Genomic DNA, 16,872 nt, shown 5'->3' on the forward strand with positions numbered 1-16,872 from the left:
AGGGCGCGGGGCGGCCGGCCCACGCCCGCGCGCCGCGGGCGCCGAGGACGATCACTGTGCCTGCTCGGCGGCCTCCTCCGCGGTGATCCGGCCGCGCTCGGGCGCGGCGGTGCGGGCCTGGGCGGCGGGCGGGTCGGCGGGCCGCCGCCAGTGCCAGTCGGAGACCTGCTGGTACGCCGCGACCACCGACAGCAGCCGGTCCTCGGCGTACGGCAGGCCGCCCAGGATCGTGCCGATGGGCTCGCCCGAGGCGGTGAAGCCGATCGGGAAGCCGATCTCGGGCAGGCCGATGGCGTCGAACGGGGTGGGCGAGGTCTGCACGACCACGTCGCACCGGTCGAAGATCTGGTCGAGCACCCGTTCCAGGAGCAGCAGCTTGGCCCGCTGCCCGGTGACGAACTCGTTCGCGCCGAGCAGCGCGCCCTGCAGCCAGCCGATCACCGACACGCCGAAGCCGCGCAGGTCGCCGCGGAGGTAGGGCATGAACGGCTCGCTGCGCTCCGGCAGGCGTACGTTGTTGAACTCGTTGCCGGTGAGCAGGTCCCACTCGTCGGGGAACGGCACCTCCACCAGGGTCGCGCCGCGGACGCCCGCCATGGCGGCCAGGAACGCCTTCCTGGCCCGCGCGGTCTCGGAGGCGCCGTCGGCGTAGCCGGGCAGCACGCCGATCCGGGTGCTCCAGCGCAGCCTGAGCCGGTTGCCGGAGTACACCGGGGTGGCCGCGTCGATGAGGTTCGGCACCTTCGGCAGGCCCTGGGTCCGCGGGTCGTTGGCGTCCTCGCCCGCCATCGCGGTGAGCATGATCGCCGCGTCCTTGGCGTCCCGGGCCAGCGGGCCCGGGTGGTCGCGGGTGTAGCTGAGCGGGATGATCCCGTGCAGCGAGACCCGGCCCATGGTGGGCTTCAGGCCGGTGAGGTTCTGCGCGTTGGAGGGGGCGGTGATCGAGCCGCCGGTCTGGGTGCCGGTGCCCGAGGCCGCCATCCGCCCGGCGACCGAGGTGGCGGTGCCGGTGGACGAGCCGCCGGGGTTCACCTCGGGCCGGGTGGGCGTCCAGGCGTTCACGGTGGTGATCACCCCGGCCGGGGTCGTGGCCCGGGTGGTGGCCAGCGGGCCCATCTGGGTCTTGCCCAGCACGATCGCCCCGGCCGCCTTGAGCCCGGCCACCGCCGTCGCGTCGAACGCGGGCACGAAGTCCTGGAACAGGTAGGAGTTCGCGGTCGTGCGCACCCCGGCGGTGAAGTAGTTGTCCTTGATCGCGAGCGGGATGCCGTGCAGCGCGCCGCGCGGTGACCGTCTGCCGGCGGCCCTGGCCGCCTCGCGGGCCGCGTCGCCGAGCACGGTGTTGAACGCCTGGTAGGTCGCCTCGTACGCGTCGATCCGGGCCAGGTACGCCTCCGTCAGCTCCAGCGGCGAGATCTTGCGGTGGCGGATCATCCACGCGGCCTCGGCCAGCGTCAGCTCGGTCGGGTCGGCCATGGCGGCGGCGCGCGGTTTGGCGTAGGCGTTGGCGGAGTCGAGCCCCGGCCCGCCCCTGCCGTGGCCGTTGGAGCCGGAGGAAGCCCAGGCGGGGGCCGCCGCCGACACTGCCGCCGGCACCGCCGCGCCCGCGGCGCTCACCGCCGCGACCCTGGCCAGGAACGCGCGCCGGTCGAAGGCGCGGTCGAGCGGCTGGCCCTCGTTCTCGGGGGAGGCGGTCATCGGCGCCACTCCGTCGCGATCGACGGGTAGAGCATCGGCGCGCGCTGCTGCGACAGCGCCGGCTCGCCGGCGGGCCCGGTCCCGTCGGGGGCGGGCAGCCGGTACGCGGCGAGGGTGGCGACGGTGCCGCGCATGAACGAGCGCAGGGAGGCCAGGACGGTGTCGCGGCCCGGCGCGCCGGTCTCCGGATCGGCCGCGGTGCCCGGGGGGAGCTGGTCGAGGTCGATGCCGAGGACGGCGAGCCGGGCCCTGATCGCGGCGTCGAGCTCCGCGTCGGTCGGTGCGGGGGGTGTCACGAATGTTCTCCAGAGGAAAGTCCGCTTTGAGAGCACTTCACAACGGGCTCATGTCCCGGAAATCACATTCGTGTGAAACTGGAGTGACGAAAGTTGCCGATGTGTCGTTATATATCCCCGTTCTCGATGGCCGCCTTCAGCCCGGCCTGCGTCGCCTGGTGCGAGGCCACCCCGTTGGTCACGGTGAAGTCGATGAGCAGCACGCTCGCCTCGAACGTCAGGTGCTCGGTCACCCGCGTACGCCCGCCGCCCAGGTCCTGGAACACGATCCGCTGGTGCGTGACCACGTTCGGCAGGGTCCAGGTGTCGGTCTCGTAGTACAGCTCGTCGCGGTGGATGCGCTGCTGCGCGTGGGTCCGGCTGGTCACCGGGACGCCCGCCACCGGGATGTCCTCGATCGCGGTGAAGTTCACATAGCGCGTGGCGCCCTCGGTCCAGTCCTTGTGCGTGACGATCCGCTTCAGGAACGAGTGCATCCCGATGTGGTTGTTGACGTCGGAGTACGCGTCGAAGACGCGCTGCACCGGGGCGTCGATGTCGATGGAGATGTCGCGGGAGACCCGGCTGCGGCCGTCCCACGGCAGGGGCTCGGTCACCCACTCGTAGAACCGGTAGGTGTCCCAGGCGACCTGCCACGCGAGCGCCAGCGCCGCGTCGTCGTCGCTCTCGGCCCGCGCCGGGGCGGAGAACGCGGTGAACACCAACGTCAGGGCGGAGAGGGGCACGAGAAACAGCCGGGATAAACGTGAAATATGCACAATGATGGCATATATCCCACGGGACCCAATTGAAAAGGCCCTCGATCACGTGACCGGAACAGGTCGCGGGCGTGCGGTTCCCGGGCCGCACGGGGGGTGGGCTGTGGGGGTGGGGTCATCGGGATGGTGTTCAGGCGGGGCGCCGCTGGCTCGGAACAGGTCGCGGGCCTGGGGTTCCCGGGCCGCACGGGGGGTGGGCTGTGGGGGTGGGGTCATCGGGATGGTGTTCAGGCGGGGCGTCACTGACTCGGAACAGGTCGCGGGCCTGGGGTTCCCGGGCCGCACAGGGCGCGGGTCGCGGGGGTGCGGGGTCACCGGGGCCGTTCCAGGCGGAGCCCGACCGGCTTGTTCCGTGCCACCGGATTGTTCCGCGCGACCGGGTTGTTCTGCGCGACCGGCTTGTTTCGCGCGACCGGCTCGTTCCGTTTCCGCTCGCTCGCGACCTGGATGATCCTGGCCGGGTCCACGCCCGGGGCGAGGGTGAAGGAGTCGCCGGTGCCCTTATGAGCTCCGGCGTCTCGGCCGGGCCGGCCATCGCGTCGCTCAGCCTGTGGAAGATCGCTTCGGTCACTTCGCGCCGCCGACGCCTCGGGATGGGTGCGCGACTCGCTGACGAGGTCGGAGCGGGGGCCGGGCGGTCGCGGGGGCGCGCACCGTGTACGCCGGGGGTGCCCATGGCATGGACCCTGGCCCTTTCGATCACATGCGGTGGACCCGTCAGTGGTGTCTCGCCGCATCGGCCGGTATGGGGCCGCGGTGGCGGGGTCAGGAGGCGTCGTAGGCGGCGCGGGCGGAGGTGAGGGCGGGGAGGTGAGTGCGGTTCCACTCGCAGGCCACGGCCATGGGGGTGAGGAGGGAGCGGCCGAGGGGGGTCAGCTCGTACTCGACGCGGGGCGGGATCTCGTCGTACGCGGTGCGGGTGACGAAGCCGTCGCGTTCCATCGCGCGCAGTGAGGCGGTGAGGACCTTGGGGGTGATGCCGCGCAGCGGGACCAGCAGCTCGGTGAAGCGCCTCGGGCCGTCGCGCAGGCAGATGATGATCTTGCCGGTCCACTTGTCCCCGATCCTGATCGGGACGCTGGAGACGGGCCGGCAGTCGGCGAACATGTCGGGGTCGAGAGGCTCGCGCACGGCGTCATGCTACGCGCCGCCCGCCTCGGTATCGTTGCGGAAACCGACATCTCACCGCATACCTTCTGCCGCATGACAGATGAAGCGAACGGCATCGTGGTGTTCGGCGCGGGTGGCCGCGCCGGGCGGCGGGTGGTCGAGGAGGCGGCGGCGCGGGGGCGGCGGGTCACCGCGGTCGTCCGTGATGTGGCGAAATATCGGGATTTGGGGCGGTGGGGCGCCGTGGTGGCCGGGGACGTGACCGACCCCGACAGCGTCGCCGCGGTGGCCGCGGGCCACGCCGCCGCGGTCAACGCCGCCGCCCGGCTCGACGTGCCCTCCGCCGAGTTCTTCGTGGGGGCCGCGCGGGCGCTGCTCGCCGGGCTGGAGCGGGCCGGGGTCGGGCGGCTGGTCACCCTGGGCATCGGGACCACGCTGGAGACCGCGCCGGGCGTACGGGGGCTGGACGACCCGGCGCTGCCGGAGGAGGCGCGGGCGTTCTCGCTCGGGCACGCCGAGGAGCTGGAGGCGTACCGGAAGGCGGACACCCCGATCGACTGGCTGATGCTCGTGCCGCCGCCGGCCCTGCTGGACCCCGACGCGCCGCGCACCGGCCGCTACCGGATCGGCGGGGAGCGGGTGCTGGACGGGCCGCCGCTGCTGCCCGGCGCGTTCGCGTACGCGGATCTGGCGGTGGCGGTGGTCGATGAGATCACCGCCCCCCGGCACCACCGCGCGCAGGTCGCGGTCGGGTACTAAGCCCTTCCCGGCGCCGGCGTATGCACGGCTCGCGGGTCGCGGTCGGGTACTGAGCCCTTCCCGGCGCCGCCCTCCCTGCACCGCCACATGCGGGCTACTGACTGGTCGCGGCAGGGGTGGCGCAGCTCTGTGGGCGGGAGACCTCGCAGGCCGTCGCGCCGCCGACGGTTTCGGTGTGGACGCGGGTGCCGGGGGGCACGGTCAGGTCGTACTCGACCCGGCACGTCTCCGCGGGCAGGCCCGGGGCGGCCGGCTCCGCGGCCTCCGGGCAGGTCAGGGAGACGCCCATCTTGGCGCCGTCCTTCCACCACTCCGACAGCACCGGCTTGCTCAGGCTCCAGGACATCTGCCGCCGCACCCCCAGCTCCTCGGTCTCGCCCTGCCGGATACGCACCGTGACCTCGCCCTCCAGGTCCAGGTAGAGATCCTTCCCGGTGAACGCGTAGGAGTAGCTCGTCGTCTCGGTGGTCGCGCGCACCCGGGCCTCGGCGTTGGGGAGCCAGTGGAGGGCGCGGCTGCGTTCGAGCTGGATCTCCGCCCAGATCGTCAGGCTGATGACCGCCACGGTGACCACGCCGAGCGTGCCGCCGGCCACGCGCCAAGCCCTGCGTACGTTGCCGTGCATCGTTCATGCCTTTCGAGGTCGGGGCCGGATCAGGACGGGGAGATGTTCAAAAAGCGCAGGACGGCCAGGACGCGGCGGTGGTCCTTCTCCGCTCCCGAGAGCCCCAGCTTGGCGAAGATGTTGTTGATGTGCTTGCCGACCGCGCCCTCGGAGATCGTCAGGGCGTCGGCGATCCCCGCGTTGGAGCGGCCCTCGGCGATCAGCGACAGCACCTCGTACTCGCGCGGGGTCAGCAGGTCCAGCGGGTCGCTGCGCCGGCGCACCAGGAGCTGGGCGACGACCTCGGGGTCGAGCGCGGTGCCGCCGGCCGCGACCCGGCGCAGCGCGTCGATGAACTCGGTGACGTCGGCCACCCGGTCCTTGAGCAGGTAGCCGATGCCGCGGGTCTCGGTGGACAGCAGCCGGGTGGCGTACCTCTCCTCGACGTACTGCGACAGCACCACGATGGCCAGGCCCGGGTGCTGGCGGCGCAGCACGAGCGCGGCGCGCAGGCCCTCGTCGGCGTGGCCGGGCGGCATGCGCACGTCGGTGACCACCAGGTCCGGGCGGTGCTCGTCCACCGCGCGCAGCAGTCCTTCGGCCTCGGCGACCGCGGCCACGACATCGATGCCGGCCGAGTCGAGCAGCCGGATCAGACCCTCGCGCAGCAGCACGGAGTCCTCGGCGAGCACTACCCGCACGGCAGCACGGCCTCGATCGTGGTGGGCCCGCCGGCCGGGCTGTCGATGGTCAGCACGCCGTCCACCGAGCGCACCCGCTGGGCCAGGCCGCGCAGGCCGGTGCCCCGCGCGGGGTCGGCGCCGCCGCGCCCGTCGTCGCGGATCGTCACGCGCAGCCCCTCCACCTCGCGCAGCACGCTGACCTCGGCTCCGGACGCGCCGGAGTGCTTGGCGACGTTGGCCAGCGCCTCCGACACCACGAAGAACGCCACGGCCTCGACGGTGGGGGAGGCGCGGCCCGCGGCGTCCACGGTCAGGCGTACGGGCAAGGGGGCGCGCGCGGCGAGCCCGGACAGGGCCGCGTCCAGGCCCTCCTCGCTGAGCACGGCCGGATGCAGGCCGCGTACCAGGTCGCGCAGCTCCTTGAGCGCCTGCTTGGCCTCCTCGTGCGCCTGGGCGATCACCTCCCGGGCCGGCTCCGGCAGGTCCTTGAGCCCGGCGCGGGCCATGCCCAGGTTCATCGCCAGCGAGACGAGCCGCTGCTGCGCGCCGTCGTGCAGGTCGCGCTCGATCCGGCGGCGCTCGGCGTCGGCCGCGTCCACCACCTCCGCGCGGCTCTCGCGCAGGCTCTCCACCCGCTGCGCCAGCTCCTCGGCGCGGCTCGGCCCGAGCAGCGCGCGGGCCGCCAGCACGTCCAGCGAGGCCAGCCAGCGGGCCGGCCACGGCCCGGCCGCGAGCAGGGCCGTGCCGAGGACCGCGAGCGCCACGGCGAGCTCGGTCTCGCCCCGCGCCTGCACCGCCGCCGCCGACGCGAGCGAGATCAGCGCGCCGCACCAGATGCCGACCACCACGCCGAAGGAGGCCACGGCGATCGGCAGCGACAGCAGGTGGTAGCAGAACTGCCGCCAGGTGCTCCCGCTGCGCATCCGGACCAGCAGCCACTTCAGCGGGTTGCGCTGCCGGGCCGGGCGCGGCACCGGGGGGATGTCCACATCGAGCAGCGCCGAGAACCGGGCCCGCTGCACGGCCGTCAGCAGGGGGATCGCCCACAGCAGCAGCGGCACCCCCACGATCGGCACGATCAGGGTCCACACCAGCAGCAGCGAGGGCGTGATCAGGGCGAACAGCACCGCCCAGGTGGCCAGCGCGATCAGCAGGCCGGTCACCGCGTGGGCGGTCCGCATCAGCGTGAGCATGCTGTAGTGCTCGCGCACCCGGTCCCACGGGGTGGTCAGCTCGGCGTAGGTCATACCCCAACCGTAGGGAAATCCGGCGGGGGCGCGACATGAGTGAGCCATCCGGACCGATGGTGAGGCTGGCTTTACTCCCGGGGTGGCCCGCCCAGGTGGTCGCGGAACCATCCGGCGGCCAGCTCGGCCACCCTCTCCAGCGCGCCGGGCTCCTCGAACAGGTGGGTCGCGCCGGGCACGATCTCCAGCCGGGTCTCGCCGGGCAGCTTGCGCATGGCCGCCCGGTTCAGCTCCAGCACCACCGGGTCGTTCTCGCCCACGATCAGCAGCACCGGCGCGCGTACGCGGCGCAGGGCCGCGCCCGCCAGGTCGGGCCGGCCGCCGCGCGAGACGACCGCGCGCACCGGCGAGGGCTCCTCGGCCGCGGCGACCAGCGCCGCCGCCGCGCCCGTGCTCGCGCCGAACAGGCCCACCGGTCCCCCTACGCCCATGGGCCCCTCCACCCGGTCGCCGCCGCCGGCCCAGTCGGTCAGCGCGGCCACGCGGTGGGCGAGGCGGTCGATGTCGAAGCGGAACTCGGCGGTCTCCAGGTCGATGCGGTCCTCCTCGGCGGTCAGCAGGTCGGCCAGCACCGTGGCGAGCCCGGCGCGGGCCAGCTCGCTCGCCACGTACCTGTTGCGCGGGCTGTGCCGTCCGCTGCCGCTGCCGTGCGCGAAGACCACCGTCGCGTACGCGCCCGCGGGCACGGTGACGTCGGCGTCGAGCACCACGCCACCGGCCGGGAGCCGTACGGCCGTCGCCGGGGCGTTCACCGGCCCCACCCCCCTCACACGCTTGACGGATACGTCACGGGCGGTTCCTCGGCCGCCCAGCGCGCCGTGCGCTCCAGCGGCTCCACGGCGCGTGTCTCGTCGATGTGGATCACCGCGTCGAACTGGTCGGCGACGCGGGCCACGAAGTAGTGGCTCTGCCGCTCGGTGCGGGGCCGGTAGACCACGCCGATCGCCCGCTCCAGGCGGGGGGTGCGCAGCGCCTCGGCCGCCCGGCTGCCGCGCTCGAAGGTGAGCATGAACTCCTCCTGCTCGGCGTCGTGGAACAGCTCCTCCACCGAGTCGTTCAGCGCCGGGTTCACCCGCTTGAGCTGTGCCGGTCCGCCCCACTCGTCGGCCGCCGTGACCGTGCCCGCCCAGGTGGTGAAGCCGATGAGGCGGCACCGGCGCGGGTGGCGCTCGCGTACCAGCCGGCCCAGCGTGGTCTCCCCGGACGCCCCCAGCTCGGTCGCCGCGGCGTCGCCGACGTGGGAGTTGTGCGCCCACACCACGATCCGCGCCGGGCGCCCGCGCCTGCGGCCCAGGTGCGCGGCGAGCGCGTCCAGCGTGTCGGCCATGTGCTCGTCGCGCAGGTTCCAGGAGGAGACGCGGTCGCCGAACATCGCCCGGTAGTACTCCTCGGCCGCCTCGACGGTGCGGGCGTTGCGCTCGGCGTAGAACAGCTCGTCCTCGGCGGCGGCGCCGTCGCCGCCCACGTAGTCGATCGCGTGCCGGCGCAGCTCGATCAACTGCTCCACCGCCTGGTCGCGGCACTGCTCGCCGGCGCCGAACGCCGCCCTGAGCCCGTACGCCTGCCCGTCCTCCTCGTGGTCGTAGTGGTCGAAGCAGGCGTACCGCTCCCTGGCCCGGTCGGCGGCGGCGCGATCGACCCGCTCCAGGTAGGCGATGACCGCCCCGATCGACCGGTGCAGGCTGTAGAGGTCCAGGCCGTAGACGCCGGCCTTGTCCTCCTCGCGGTCGGCGCGGTCGTTGCGGGCGCGCAGCCAGCCGGTGAAGTCGAGCATGGCGGCGTTGCGCCACATCCAGGTCGGGAAGCGCCGGAAGCCGCGCAGCGCCTCCTCGGCGTCGGTGTCGCCCTCCTCGCCGCGTACGTACCTGTTCACCCGGTACGCGTCGGGCCAGTCGGCCTCCAGCGCCACCGCGTCGAAGCCGAGGCCGTCGATCAGCCGCCGGGTCATCGCGGCACGGGCGGCGTAGAACTCGTGGGTGCCGTGCGTCGCCTCGCCGATCAGGACGAACCGGGCGTCGCCCACCAACTCGAAGAGCCGCGCGTCCGACGGCACGCCTCCCGAGGTCGGCACGATCATCACAGCTCACCCCCTTACCGCGCGCCCTACCCCGGCGTGCCCTCCCCATGCGCCGGGCCAGGGGGCGTGGTCAGGTGGACTCGCGGATCACCAGCGTCGTGGGCAGTATCACCGGGCTCTCGGGGCGCTCGCCGTCGATCTGGGCGAGCAGCAGGCGTACCGCGGCCTCCGCGACGCGGGCGAGCGGCTGGCGGATCGTGGTCAGCTCCGGGTGCGTGGAGACCGCCACCGAGGAGTCGTCGAACCCGCCCACCGCGACGTCCTCGGGCACCCGGCGGCCCGCCATGCGCAGCGTGGACAGCGCGCCCGCGGCCATCAGGTCGGAGGCGACGAACACCGCGTCGATGTCGGGGACGTCCTGGAGCAGGCGGGCCATGCCGCTCTCGCCGCTGAGCCGGGTCCAGTCGCCGTGCGTGATCAGCTTCTTGGACGCCTTGCGGCCCAGCACGTCGGTGAAGCCCTCCAGGCGCTGGATGCCACCGGGGGTGTCCATCGGGCCGGTGATCGTGGCGATCCTGCGCCGGCCCTGCTCGACCAGGTAGCGGGTCATCTGCCGGGCGCCCTCGCGGTCGTCGGCGGCGGCGTACGGGATCTGCCGCTCCCGGCCGACCACCGCGCCCACCGCGACCGCGGGCACGCCCAGCTCCACCAGCACGTCGGCCATGCGGTCGCCGGCGTGGGTGGACAGCAACACCACGCCGTCGGCGTGGCCGCCGCGCACGTACCGGATGACCCGCTCCCGGTCGCCGTCGTCGCCGGCCATCATCAGCACCAGCGACACGTCGCGCTCGGCGAGCATGCGGATCGCGACCCGCATCGTGGTGCTGTAGTTCGGGTCCTCGAACAGGTGCTCCTGCGGTTCGGACAGCACCATCACGACCGAGCCGGTGCGCTGGGTGACCAGGCTGCGCGCGTTGCGGTTCACGACGTAGCCGGTCTCGGCGATGGCCCGCTCGATGGCGACCCGGGCGGCCGTGCTGACGTACCGGTCACCGTTGAGCAGCCGGGACACGGTCCCCCGCGACACCCCCGCAGCCGCCGCGACATCATGGATGGTCGGCCGTTTCATGCTTCGGATTCTCCCCGACTCACGAGTGAATCTTTTACTTCAGCGCCCCTCCCGCGAGGTCGGTGCGCCAGTAACGCTGCATGGTCAGGAACAGCGCGACCAGCGGCACGATCGAGACCAGCGCCCCCGTGATGATCAGGTTGTACAGCGACGGCTGGTTGGCCCCGGCCGCGAGCAGGGTGTACAGGCCCACGGTCAGCGGGAACTTCTGGTCGTCGCCCAGCATGATGAACGGCAGCAGGAAGTTATTCCAGATCGCTACGAACTGGAACAGGAAGATCGTCACCATGCCCGGCAGCATCAGCGGCAGCGCGACGCGGCGCAGCAGCAGCCAGTGCCCCGCCCCGTCGATCCGCCCGGCTTCGAGCAGCGCGTCGGGCACGGCCGCGGTGGCGTAGATCCGGGCCAGGTAGATCCCGTACGGGTGCAGGATCTGCGGCAGCAGCACCGACCAGTACGTGTCCGCCAGCCCCACCGCCGACATCAGCAGGTACTGCGGCACGGCCAGCACGACGGCGGGCACCAGGATGCCGCCGATCAGCATGTTGAAGACCAGGTTCCGGCCGCGGAAGTCGTACTTGGCCAGGGCGTAGCCGGAGATCGTGGAGACGGCGGTGGACAGCAGCGCGCCGCCGCCGGCGTACAGGAAGGTGTTGCCGAGCCACAGCCAGAACACGCCGTCGCGGTAGGCCGCCAGGTCGGCCAGGTTGGACAGCAGGCCGGTGCCGGGCGCGAACGCGGTGGTGGAGAACAGCTCGGCCTTGGACTTGGTGGCCGCGACCAGCACCCAGCTCACCGGCAGCAGGCAGTAGACCGCGCCGAGCAGCAGGATCGCGGTCGGCGCGATCCCGTACGCCCGCCGCCCGCGCGGGGCGGCCCGGTGCGCCGCCGTGCGCACAGCCGTCGTCGCCATGGCTCAGCCCTCCCCGAAGGCGCGGTCGCGCACGACGCGCAGGAATCCGAACGACAGCACCAGCGAGATCGCCGCGATCACGATCGAGGTGGCCGCGGCCGAGTAGATGTCGCCGGTCACGAACGCGTCCCGGTACACCTTCATCAGCGGGCTCCAGGTCGAGCTGATCGTGTTGGTCAGCGGGCGCAGGGTGGTCGGCTCGGTGAACACCTGCACGGTGGCGATGATGGAGAACACCGTGGTCAGGATGATCGCCGGGATCAGGATCGGGATCTTGATCCGGAGCGCGATCTGGACCTCCGAGGCGCCGTCGAGCCGGGCGGCCTCGTAGTAGTCGCGCGGCACCGCGCGCAGCGCCGTGTAGAGCACCAGCATGTTGAACCCCACGCCGCCCCACACCGCGACGTTCGCCATCGACAGCACCACCGTGCCCGAGCCGAGCAGGTCCACGTCGAGCACCTGGCGGATCGGGCTCAGGCTGGGCAGGTACAGAAAGCCCCACAACAGCGTGGCGGCCACGCCCGGCACCGCGAACGGCAGGAAGATCGCGATCCGGGAGAACCTGGCCAGCCGCACGTGCGCGGAGTCCAGCAGCAGCGCGAACAGCAGGGCCAGGCCGAGCATCACGACCAGCACCAGCGTGCCGTAGCCGAGGACGCGCAGCCAGCCGGCCCACAGCTCGCCGTCGCCGATCGCGGCGGCGTAGTTGTCCAGCCCGGTGAACACCTCCTGCCGGGCGCCCTTGCCCAGCCCGAGTCCGCTCACCTTGGTGCCGCGCAGGCTGAGGTAGACCGTGTAGCCGATCGGGATCGCCAGGAACAGCCCGAACAGCAGCACCGCCGGCGCCAGGAACAGGTACGGCGCCGGGGTGCGCCGGGTCGAGAGGGTGCTCATCGGGCGAGCTGGAAGCCGGCCTTGCGCATGTCCGCGACCGTGGCCTCCTGCATCGCGGCGAGTGCGGCGGAGAAGGATGACTTGTCCTGCACGGCCTTGTCGAAGGCGTCCTTGAACGCGCTGTAGGCCACGTTCACGTTCGGCCCGAAGGTGAACCCGCGCGCGGTCGCGGCGATCCGCGTGGCCTGCTCCCAGAAGTCGGGCTGGTTCTCGAAGTACTCCGGCGTGTCACCGAGCAGGGTGCCGCCCTTGGTGGCGGCCGGGTAGATCGCGGCCTCCCTGACCAGCAGCCCGAGCGCCTCGGGGTCGGTGTTCAGCCAGGTGGCGAACTTCACGGCCGCGGCCCGGTGCGGCGACTTCTCGCTGACGGCGGTGGAGGAGCCGCCCCAGAACCCGCTGTGGTTCTCACCGGCGCTCCACTGCGGCAGCGGGGCGATGGCCCACTTGCCCTTGCCCTTGGGCGCGTTGCTGGACAGCACGCCCGGACCCCACACGGCCGAGGGCCAGGTGAGCAGGGTGCCGTCGTTGAGGGCCTTGTTCCACTCCGGGGTGAAGTACGGCTGGTCGTCGATCACGCCCTCCTTGACCAGGTTGCCCCAGTAGTCGGCCACCTTGACCGTCGCCGGGTCGTTGATCGCGACCTTCCACGACTGGCCGGAGATCGACCACCACTGGGCGCCGGCCTGCTGGGCCAGGCCCGCGAACGAGCCGGGGTCCTTGCTGGAGAACGTGCCGAGGAACACCTTGGGGTCCTTCTCGCGCACGGTGCGGGCGGCCTCGGCGTACTCGTCCCAGGTCTTGGGCACCTCGATGCCGTACTTGTCGAACAGGTCCTGCCGGTAGTAGAGCATCATCGGGCCGCTGTCCTGCGGCACGGCGTACACGCCCTCGGTGCCCAGCGTGACCAGGCCCCAGATGCCCGGGGAGAACTCGCCCTTGATCGCGGCGGTCTCGGCCTTGATGTCGGCGACCGCGTCGGCGGCGACGAAGGAGGGCAGCATCTGGTACTCCGCCTGGACCAGGTCGGGCGGGTTGCCGGCCTTGGCGGCGGTGAGGAACTTGGCCGCGGCGTCGTCGCCGCCCGCCTGCTTGCTGATGGTGACCTGGATGTCGGGGTTCTTGGCGTTCCACACCGCCACGACCTTGTCCATGTTCGGGGCCCAGGTCCAGTAGGTCAGGTTCACCGGCCCGGCCGAGCCGGGGGCGGCCGGCTCGGCGGAGGAGGCGGTTCCGGTGCTGCCGCCGCCGCTGGAGCAGCCGGCGGCCAGTGCGGCGGCGAGAACCGCGGTCGTCGCGACCGCGAGACGGCTCATGCGCATACATTCCTCCGGTGGGGGTGCCGGGCATGGTTCTGTGAACGTTCACAGACTGAAATCCCGGAAACGCGGTGTCAATGCCCGTTACAACCTCGTTAACTGCCAGCGCCGAACCGGACACTGTTCCCAATCGCGTGGTCATGGTCTACTGTGCACGTTCACAGAAGTGCGTCACGAGGGGGAACGGTTGCCCGGCTATCCCGAACTGCCTGAAGGTCTCGCCTACGGCGGCGACTACAACCCCGAGCAGTGGCCGGAGGAGGTCTGGCACGAGGACGTGCGCCTGATGCGCGAGGCCGGCGTCAACCTGGTCAGCCTCGGCATCTTCAACTGGAGCCAGATCGAGCCGCGTGAGCGGGCCTTCGACTTCTCCGCCCTGGACCGGATCGTGGAGCTGCTGCACCGGGGCGGGGTGCGGATCGACCTGGCCACCCCGACCTCCTCGCCCCCGGCCTGGTTCCGGCGCCGCTACCCCGGCGCCCGGCTGGTGGACGAGGAGGGCCGGGTGGCGGGCGGCGCCTCGCGGCACACCTTCTGCCCCAGCTCCCCGGAGTACGCCGCCGCCTCCGAGCGGGTGGCCGGCGCGCTGGCCGAGCGCTACGGCGGCCACCCGGCCGTGGTCATGTGGCACGTCCACAACGAGTACGGCTGGGCGAACGCGCTGTGCTACTGCGAGACCTCCGCGCTCGCCTTCCGCGCCTGGCTGCGCGAGCGCTACGACGGCGACGTGGGCCGGCTCAACGCCGCCTGGGGCACCGCCTTTTGGGGCCTGACCTACGGCTCCTTCGAGGAGATCGAGCCGCCGCGCGCCGGGACCGTGGGCCGGCTGACCGGGCTGCAGCTCGACTACGCCCGCTTCTCCGTGGACGCCCACATCGCCAACTTCCGCCGGGAGCGCGAGGCCATCCGCCGGCACAGCGACCGCCCGGTGACCACCAACTTCATGATCCCCAACTGCAAGCCGATGGACTACTGGCGCTGGGCCGCCGAGGTGGACGTCGTCGCCAACGACCACTACCTCGACGCGGGGCGGACCGACCCGCACATCGAGCTGGCCATGGCCGCCGACCTGACCCGCTCGGTCGCGGGCGGGCGGCCGTGGATGCTGATGGAGCACTCCACCGGCGCGGTCAACTGGCAGCCGCGCAACCTGGCCAAGCGCCCCGGCGAGATGCGCCGCAACAGCCTCGCCCACGTGGCCAGGGGCTCGGACTCGGTGCTGTTCTTCCAGTGGCGGGCCTCCCGGCAGGGCGCGGAGAAGTTCCACTCCGCGATGCTGCCGCACGCCGGCACCGACTCCGAGCTGTGGCGCGACGTGGTGCGCCTCGGGGCCGACCTGCGCGGGCTGGCGGGCGTGCGCGGGGAGGAGGTCCGCGCGGAGGTCGCGCTGCTGTGGGACTGGGAGGCGTACTGGGCGCTGGAGCTGGAGTGGCGGCCGTCGGTCGATCTGGCCTTCCGGGAGCGGATCGAGGCGTACTACGAGGCGCTGTGGCGCGATCACGTGACCGTGGACTTCGCCCACCCGTCCGCCGACCTCTCGGGATACCGGGTGGTGGTGGCGCCCAGCTCGTACCTCCTCACCGAGGCCGCCGCGAAGAACCTGCACCGGTACGTCGAGACCGGCGGCCACCTCGTCGTCTCCTACTTCTCCGGCATCGTGGACGAGCACGACGTGATCCACCCCGGCCCGTACCCCGGGGCGCTGCGTGACGTGCTCGGCCTGTGGGTCGAGGAGTTCCACCCACTGCCCGAGTCGGGCACGGTCCTGCTGGACGGCACGGCTCTGCCGGACGGCACAGCTCTGATGGATGGCACGGCCCTGCCGGACGGGGCCGTCGCGGGCCGGATCTGGTCCGAGCGCGTACGCCCCGCCGGCGCCACGCCCGTGCACGCGTTCGCCACCGGCCCCGACGCCGGGCACCCCGCCGTCACCCGGCACGACCTCGGCGCGGGCGAGGCGTGGTACGTCGCCACCGCGCTCGACGGCGCACCCCTGCGCGCCCTGCTCGGCCGGGTCCTCGACGGCGCCGGCGTGACCAGGCCCCGCGGCCTGCCCGACACGCTCGAAGTCGTACGCCGGGGCGCGTACACCTTCCTGATCAACCACGGCGACGCCCCGGTCACGGTGCCCGGCGTCGCCGGAACCGCCGTGCCGGAAGGGGTCCCGTTCGACGGGACCGTCCCGGCCGGCGCGGTCACGGTCGTGCGACACCACTGATCCGAAAGGGGATGTCATGCGAAAGATCGCGACGGTGCTGGCGGCGTTATGCGCGGCCCTGACGCTCGTGCTGCCCGCCGGCGGCACGGCGTACGGGCAGGCCGGGCCGGGCAGGCTCGCCGTGCGCGGGGCCGACGTGTCCAGCCTGGCCAAGTCGGAGGCCCTGGGCGGCGTCTACCGCCACGCCAACGGCAGGCGGGGCGACGCCCTCGCCATCCTGCGCGACGCCGGGGTCACCCACATCCGGCTCAAGGTCTGGGTGAACCCGGCCGACGGCTACAACACCAAGACCCAGGTCCTGGCCGTGGCCAGGCGGGCCAAGGCGCTCGGCATGGGGCTTCTGATCGACTTCCACTACTCCGACTCCTGGGCCGACCCCGGCAAGCAGAACAAGCCGGCCGCGTGGGCGTCGCTGCCGTTCGACCAGCTCAGGCAGGCCGTCTACGACCACACCTTCGACGTGCTCGGCGCGCTCAAGGCGCAGGGCACCACCGCCGAGATGGTGCAGATCGGCAACGAGCTCAACGGCGGCCTGCTGTGGCCCGACGGCCGCTACGACAACTGGCCCGGCATGGCCGCGCTGCTCAACGCCGGCTACGACGCCGCCAAGGCGGTCTCCTCCGCCACCAAGGTCGTGCTGCACCTGGCCGACGGCGCGGACAACGGCCTGTACCGCTGGTGGTTCGACAACGCCGCCGCCCACGGCATCCGCTACGACGTGATCGGCCTGTCCTACTACCCCTACTGGCACGGCACCCTGGAGGCGTTCCAGGCCAACCTGAACGACGTCGCCGCCCGGTACGCCAAGCCGGTGCTCGTCGCCGAGACCGCCTACCCGTTCACCACCGGCGACGACGACGGCTGGACCAACATCATCACCTCCGCCGAGCCCTACCCCGGCTACCCCGCGAGCACCGGCGGCCAGTCGGCGATGACCCGCACGATCATGGACATCGTCCGCGCCGTCCCCGGCGGCCGTGGCCTGGGCGTCTTCTACTGGGAGGCCACCTGGACCGGTGTCCCCGGCAACGGCTGGGACCCCGCCGACCCGTCCTCCGGCAACGGCTGGGAGAACCAGGCCCTGTTCGGCTTCGACGACCGCGCCCTGCCCGCCCTGCGCACTCTCGGCACCGGCTGACCCGTACCGGCCGCCTTCGCCGTCATGTGGGGATGTCGTCATGTGGGGATGTCGTCATGTGGGGATGTCCTCATGTGGGGATATGGTCGCGT

At 72.6% G+C, this 16,872-nt stretch carries 16 protein-coding genes; 3 read left to right on the top strand and 13 right to left on the bottom strand.

The window, feature by feature from the left end:
• Positions 1-51: 51 nt before the first annotated feature.
• The 4 genes from HNP84_RS02680 to HNP84_RS02695 all read right to left on the bottom strand — a co-directional run bounded on the left by HNP84_RS02680 (position 52) and on the right by HNP84_RS02695 (position 3,883).
• Complete coding sequence (locus tag HNP84_RS02680; protein WP_185047673.1) at positions 52-1,698, bottom strand: amidase; 1,647 nt, start codon at positions 1,696-1,698, stop codon at positions 52-54.
• Positions 1,695-1,994 carry a hypothetical protein gene (locus tag HNP84_RS02685; protein WP_185047674.1) on the bottom strand — a complete coding sequence of 100 codons (300 nt, stop codon included), beginning with the start codon at positions 1,992-1,994 and terminating at the stop codon, positions 1,695-1,697. Before HNP84_RS02685 ends, HNP84_RS02680 begins: the two co-directional genes overlap by 4 nt.
• 107 nt (positions 1,995-2,101) lie before the next feature.
• Positions 2,102-2,719, bottom strand: a complete 618-nt coding sequence (locus tag HNP84_RS02690) for an SRPBCC family protein (RefSeq protein WP_312923479.1) — start codon at positions 2,717-2,719, stop codon at positions 2,102-2,104.
• Positions 2,720-3,517: 798 nt separating this feature from the next.
• A complete protein-coding gene (locus HNP84_RS02695; protein ID WP_185047675.1) occupies positions 3,518-3,883 on the bottom strand; it encodes a winged helix-turn-helix transcriptional regulator in 366 nt (121 codons plus the stop codon).
• Between the two features lie 72 nt (positions 3,884-3,955).
• Between HNP84_RS02695 and HNP84_RS02700 the strand changes: the two genes are divergently transcribed.
• Positions 3,956-4,621 (top strand): NAD(P)-dependent oxidoreductase, encoded by a 666-nt coding sequence (locus HNP84_RS02700; RefSeq protein ID WP_185047676.1) that lies wholly within the window; start codon positions 3,956-3,958, stop codon positions 4,619-4,621.
• 94 nt (positions 4,622-4,715) lie between these two features.
• Here the strand turns inward: HNP84_RS02700 and HNP84_RS02705 are convergent, their stop codons facing one another.
• From HNP84_RS02705 to HNP84_RS02745, 9 genes are all read right to left on the bottom strand, one after another.
• The gene (locus HNP84_RS02705; protein WP_185047677.1) at positions 4,716-5,246 is read right to left on the bottom strand and encodes a hypothetical protein; all 531 of its coding nucleotides are present in this window, start codon (positions 5,244-5,246) and stop codon (positions 4,716-4,718) included.
• 29 nt (positions 5,247-5,275) lie between these two features.
• Complete coding sequence (locus HNP84_RS02710) at positions 5,276-5,926, bottom strand: response regulator transcription factor (protein ID WP_185047678.1); 651 nt, start codon at positions 5,924-5,926, stop codon at positions 5,276-5,278.
• Positions 5,917-7,155: a sensor histidine kinase gene (locus HNP84_RS02715; protein ID WP_185047679.1), complete on the bottom strand. Its 1,239-nt coding sequence runs from the start codon at positions 7,153-7,155 to the stop codon at positions 5,917-5,919. Before HNP84_RS02715 ends, HNP84_RS02710 begins: the two co-directional genes overlap by 10 nt.
• A gap of 71 nt (positions 7,156-7,226) precedes the next feature.
• Positions 7,227-7,907, bottom strand: a complete 681-nt coding sequence (locus tag HNP84_RS02720) for a dienelactone hydrolase family protein (protein ID WP_185047680.1) — start codon at positions 7,905-7,907, stop codon at positions 7,227-7,229.
• Between the two features lie 14 nt (positions 7,908-7,921).
• The gene (locus HNP84_RS02725; protein ID WP_185047681.1) at positions 7,922-9,232 is read right to left on the bottom strand and encodes an erythromycin esterase family protein; all 1,311 of its coding nucleotides are present in this window, start codon (positions 9,230-9,232) and stop codon (positions 7,922-7,924) included.
• Positions 9,233-9,302: 70 nt separating this feature from the next.
• Positions 9,303-10,301: a LacI family DNA-binding transcriptional regulator gene (locus tag HNP84_RS02730; RefSeq protein ID WP_185047682.1), complete on the bottom strand. Its 999-nt coding sequence runs from the start codon at positions 10,299-10,301 to the stop codon at positions 9,303-9,305.
• A gap of 34 nt (positions 10,302-10,335) precedes the next feature.
• Positions 10,336-11,214, bottom strand: coding sequence for a carbohydrate ABC transporter permease (locus tag HNP84_RS02735; protein WP_185047683.1), 879 nt, complete (start codon positions 11,212-11,214; stop codon positions 10,336-10,338).
• 3 nt (positions 11,215-11,217) lie between these two features.
• Positions 11,218-12,108: a carbohydrate ABC transporter permease gene (locus HNP84_RS02740; protein ID WP_185047684.1), complete on the bottom strand. Its 891-nt coding sequence runs from the start codon at positions 12,106-12,108 to the stop codon at positions 11,218-11,220.
• Entirely contained in the window at positions 12,105-13,421 is a 1,317-nt protein-coding gene (locus tag HNP84_RS02745; protein WP_246517709.1) for an ABC transporter substrate-binding protein, read from the bottom strand. Before HNP84_RS02745 ends, HNP84_RS02740 begins: the two co-directional genes overlap by 4 nt.
• A 169-nt stretch (positions 13,422-13,590) precedes the next feature.
• Here HNP84_RS02745 and HNP84_RS02750 point away from each other — a divergent pair, with 169 nt between their 5' ends.
• Positions 13,591-15,642: a beta-galactosidase gene (locus HNP84_RS02750; protein WP_312923486.1), complete on the top strand. Its 2,052-nt coding sequence runs from the start codon at positions 13,591-13,593 to the stop codon at positions 15,640-15,642.
• Positions 15,643-15,658: 16 nt separating this feature from the next.
• The gene (locus HNP84_RS02755) at positions 15,659-16,780 is read left to right on the top strand and encodes a glycoside hydrolase family 53 protein (RefSeq protein ID WP_185047687.1); all 1,122 of its coding nucleotides are present in this window, start codon (positions 15,659-15,661) and stop codon (positions 16,778-16,780) included.
• Positions 16,781-16,872: the final 92 nt, after the last annotated feature.

Origin of the sequence: Thermocatellispora tengchongensis (genome assembly GCF_014202315.1) — a bacterium.
In the GTDB taxonomy this organism is placed as follows: domain Bacteria; phylum Actinomycetota; class Actinomycetes; order Streptosporangiales; family Streptosporangiaceae; genus Thermocatellispora; species Thermocatellispora tengchongensis.

Excerpts from the sequence above, each read along its gene's own strand:
- HNP84_RS02730 (WP_185047682.1), bottom strand. The coding sequence starts at position 10,301 with ATGAAACGGCCGACCATCCATGATGTCGCGGCGGCTGCGGGGGTGTCG.
- HNP84_RS02705 (WP_185047677.1), bottom strand. The coding sequence starts at position 5,246 with ATGCACGGCAACGTACGCAGGGCTTGGCGCGTGGCCGGCGGCACGCTC.
- HNP84_RS02715 (WP_185047679.1), bottom strand. The coding sequence starts at position 7,155 with ATGACCTACGCCGAGCTGACCACCCCGTGGGACCGGGTGCGCGAGCAC.
- HNP84_RS02755 (WP_185047687.1), top strand. The coding sequence starts at position 15,659 with ATGCGAAAGATCGCGACGGTGCTGGCGGCGTTATGCGCGGCCCTGACG.
- HNP84_RS02725 (WP_185047681.1), bottom strand. The coding sequence starts at position 9,232 with ATGATCGTGCCGACCTCGGGAGGCGTGCCGTCGGACGCGCGGCTCTTC.
- HNP84_RS02735 (WP_185047683.1), bottom strand. The coding sequence starts at position 11,214 with ATGGCGACGACGGCTGTGCGCACGGCGGCGCACCGGGCCGCCCCGCGC.
- HNP84_RS02680 (WP_185047673.1), bottom strand. The coding sequence starts at position 1,698 with ATGACCGCCTCCCCCGAGAACGAGGGCCAGCCGCTCGACCGCGCCTTC.
- HNP84_RS02745 (WP_246517709.1), bottom strand. The coding sequence starts at position 13,421 with ATGAGCCGTCTCGCGGTCGCGACGACCGCGGTTCTCGCCGCCGCACTG.
- HNP84_RS02700 (WP_185047676.1), top strand. The coding sequence starts at position 3,956 with ATGACAGATGAAGCGAACGGCATCGTGGTGTTCGGCGCGGGTGGCCGC.
- HNP84_RS02740 (WP_185047684.1), bottom strand. The coding sequence starts at position 12,108 with ATGAGCACCCTCTCGACCCGGCGCACCCCGGCGCCGTACCTGTTCCTG.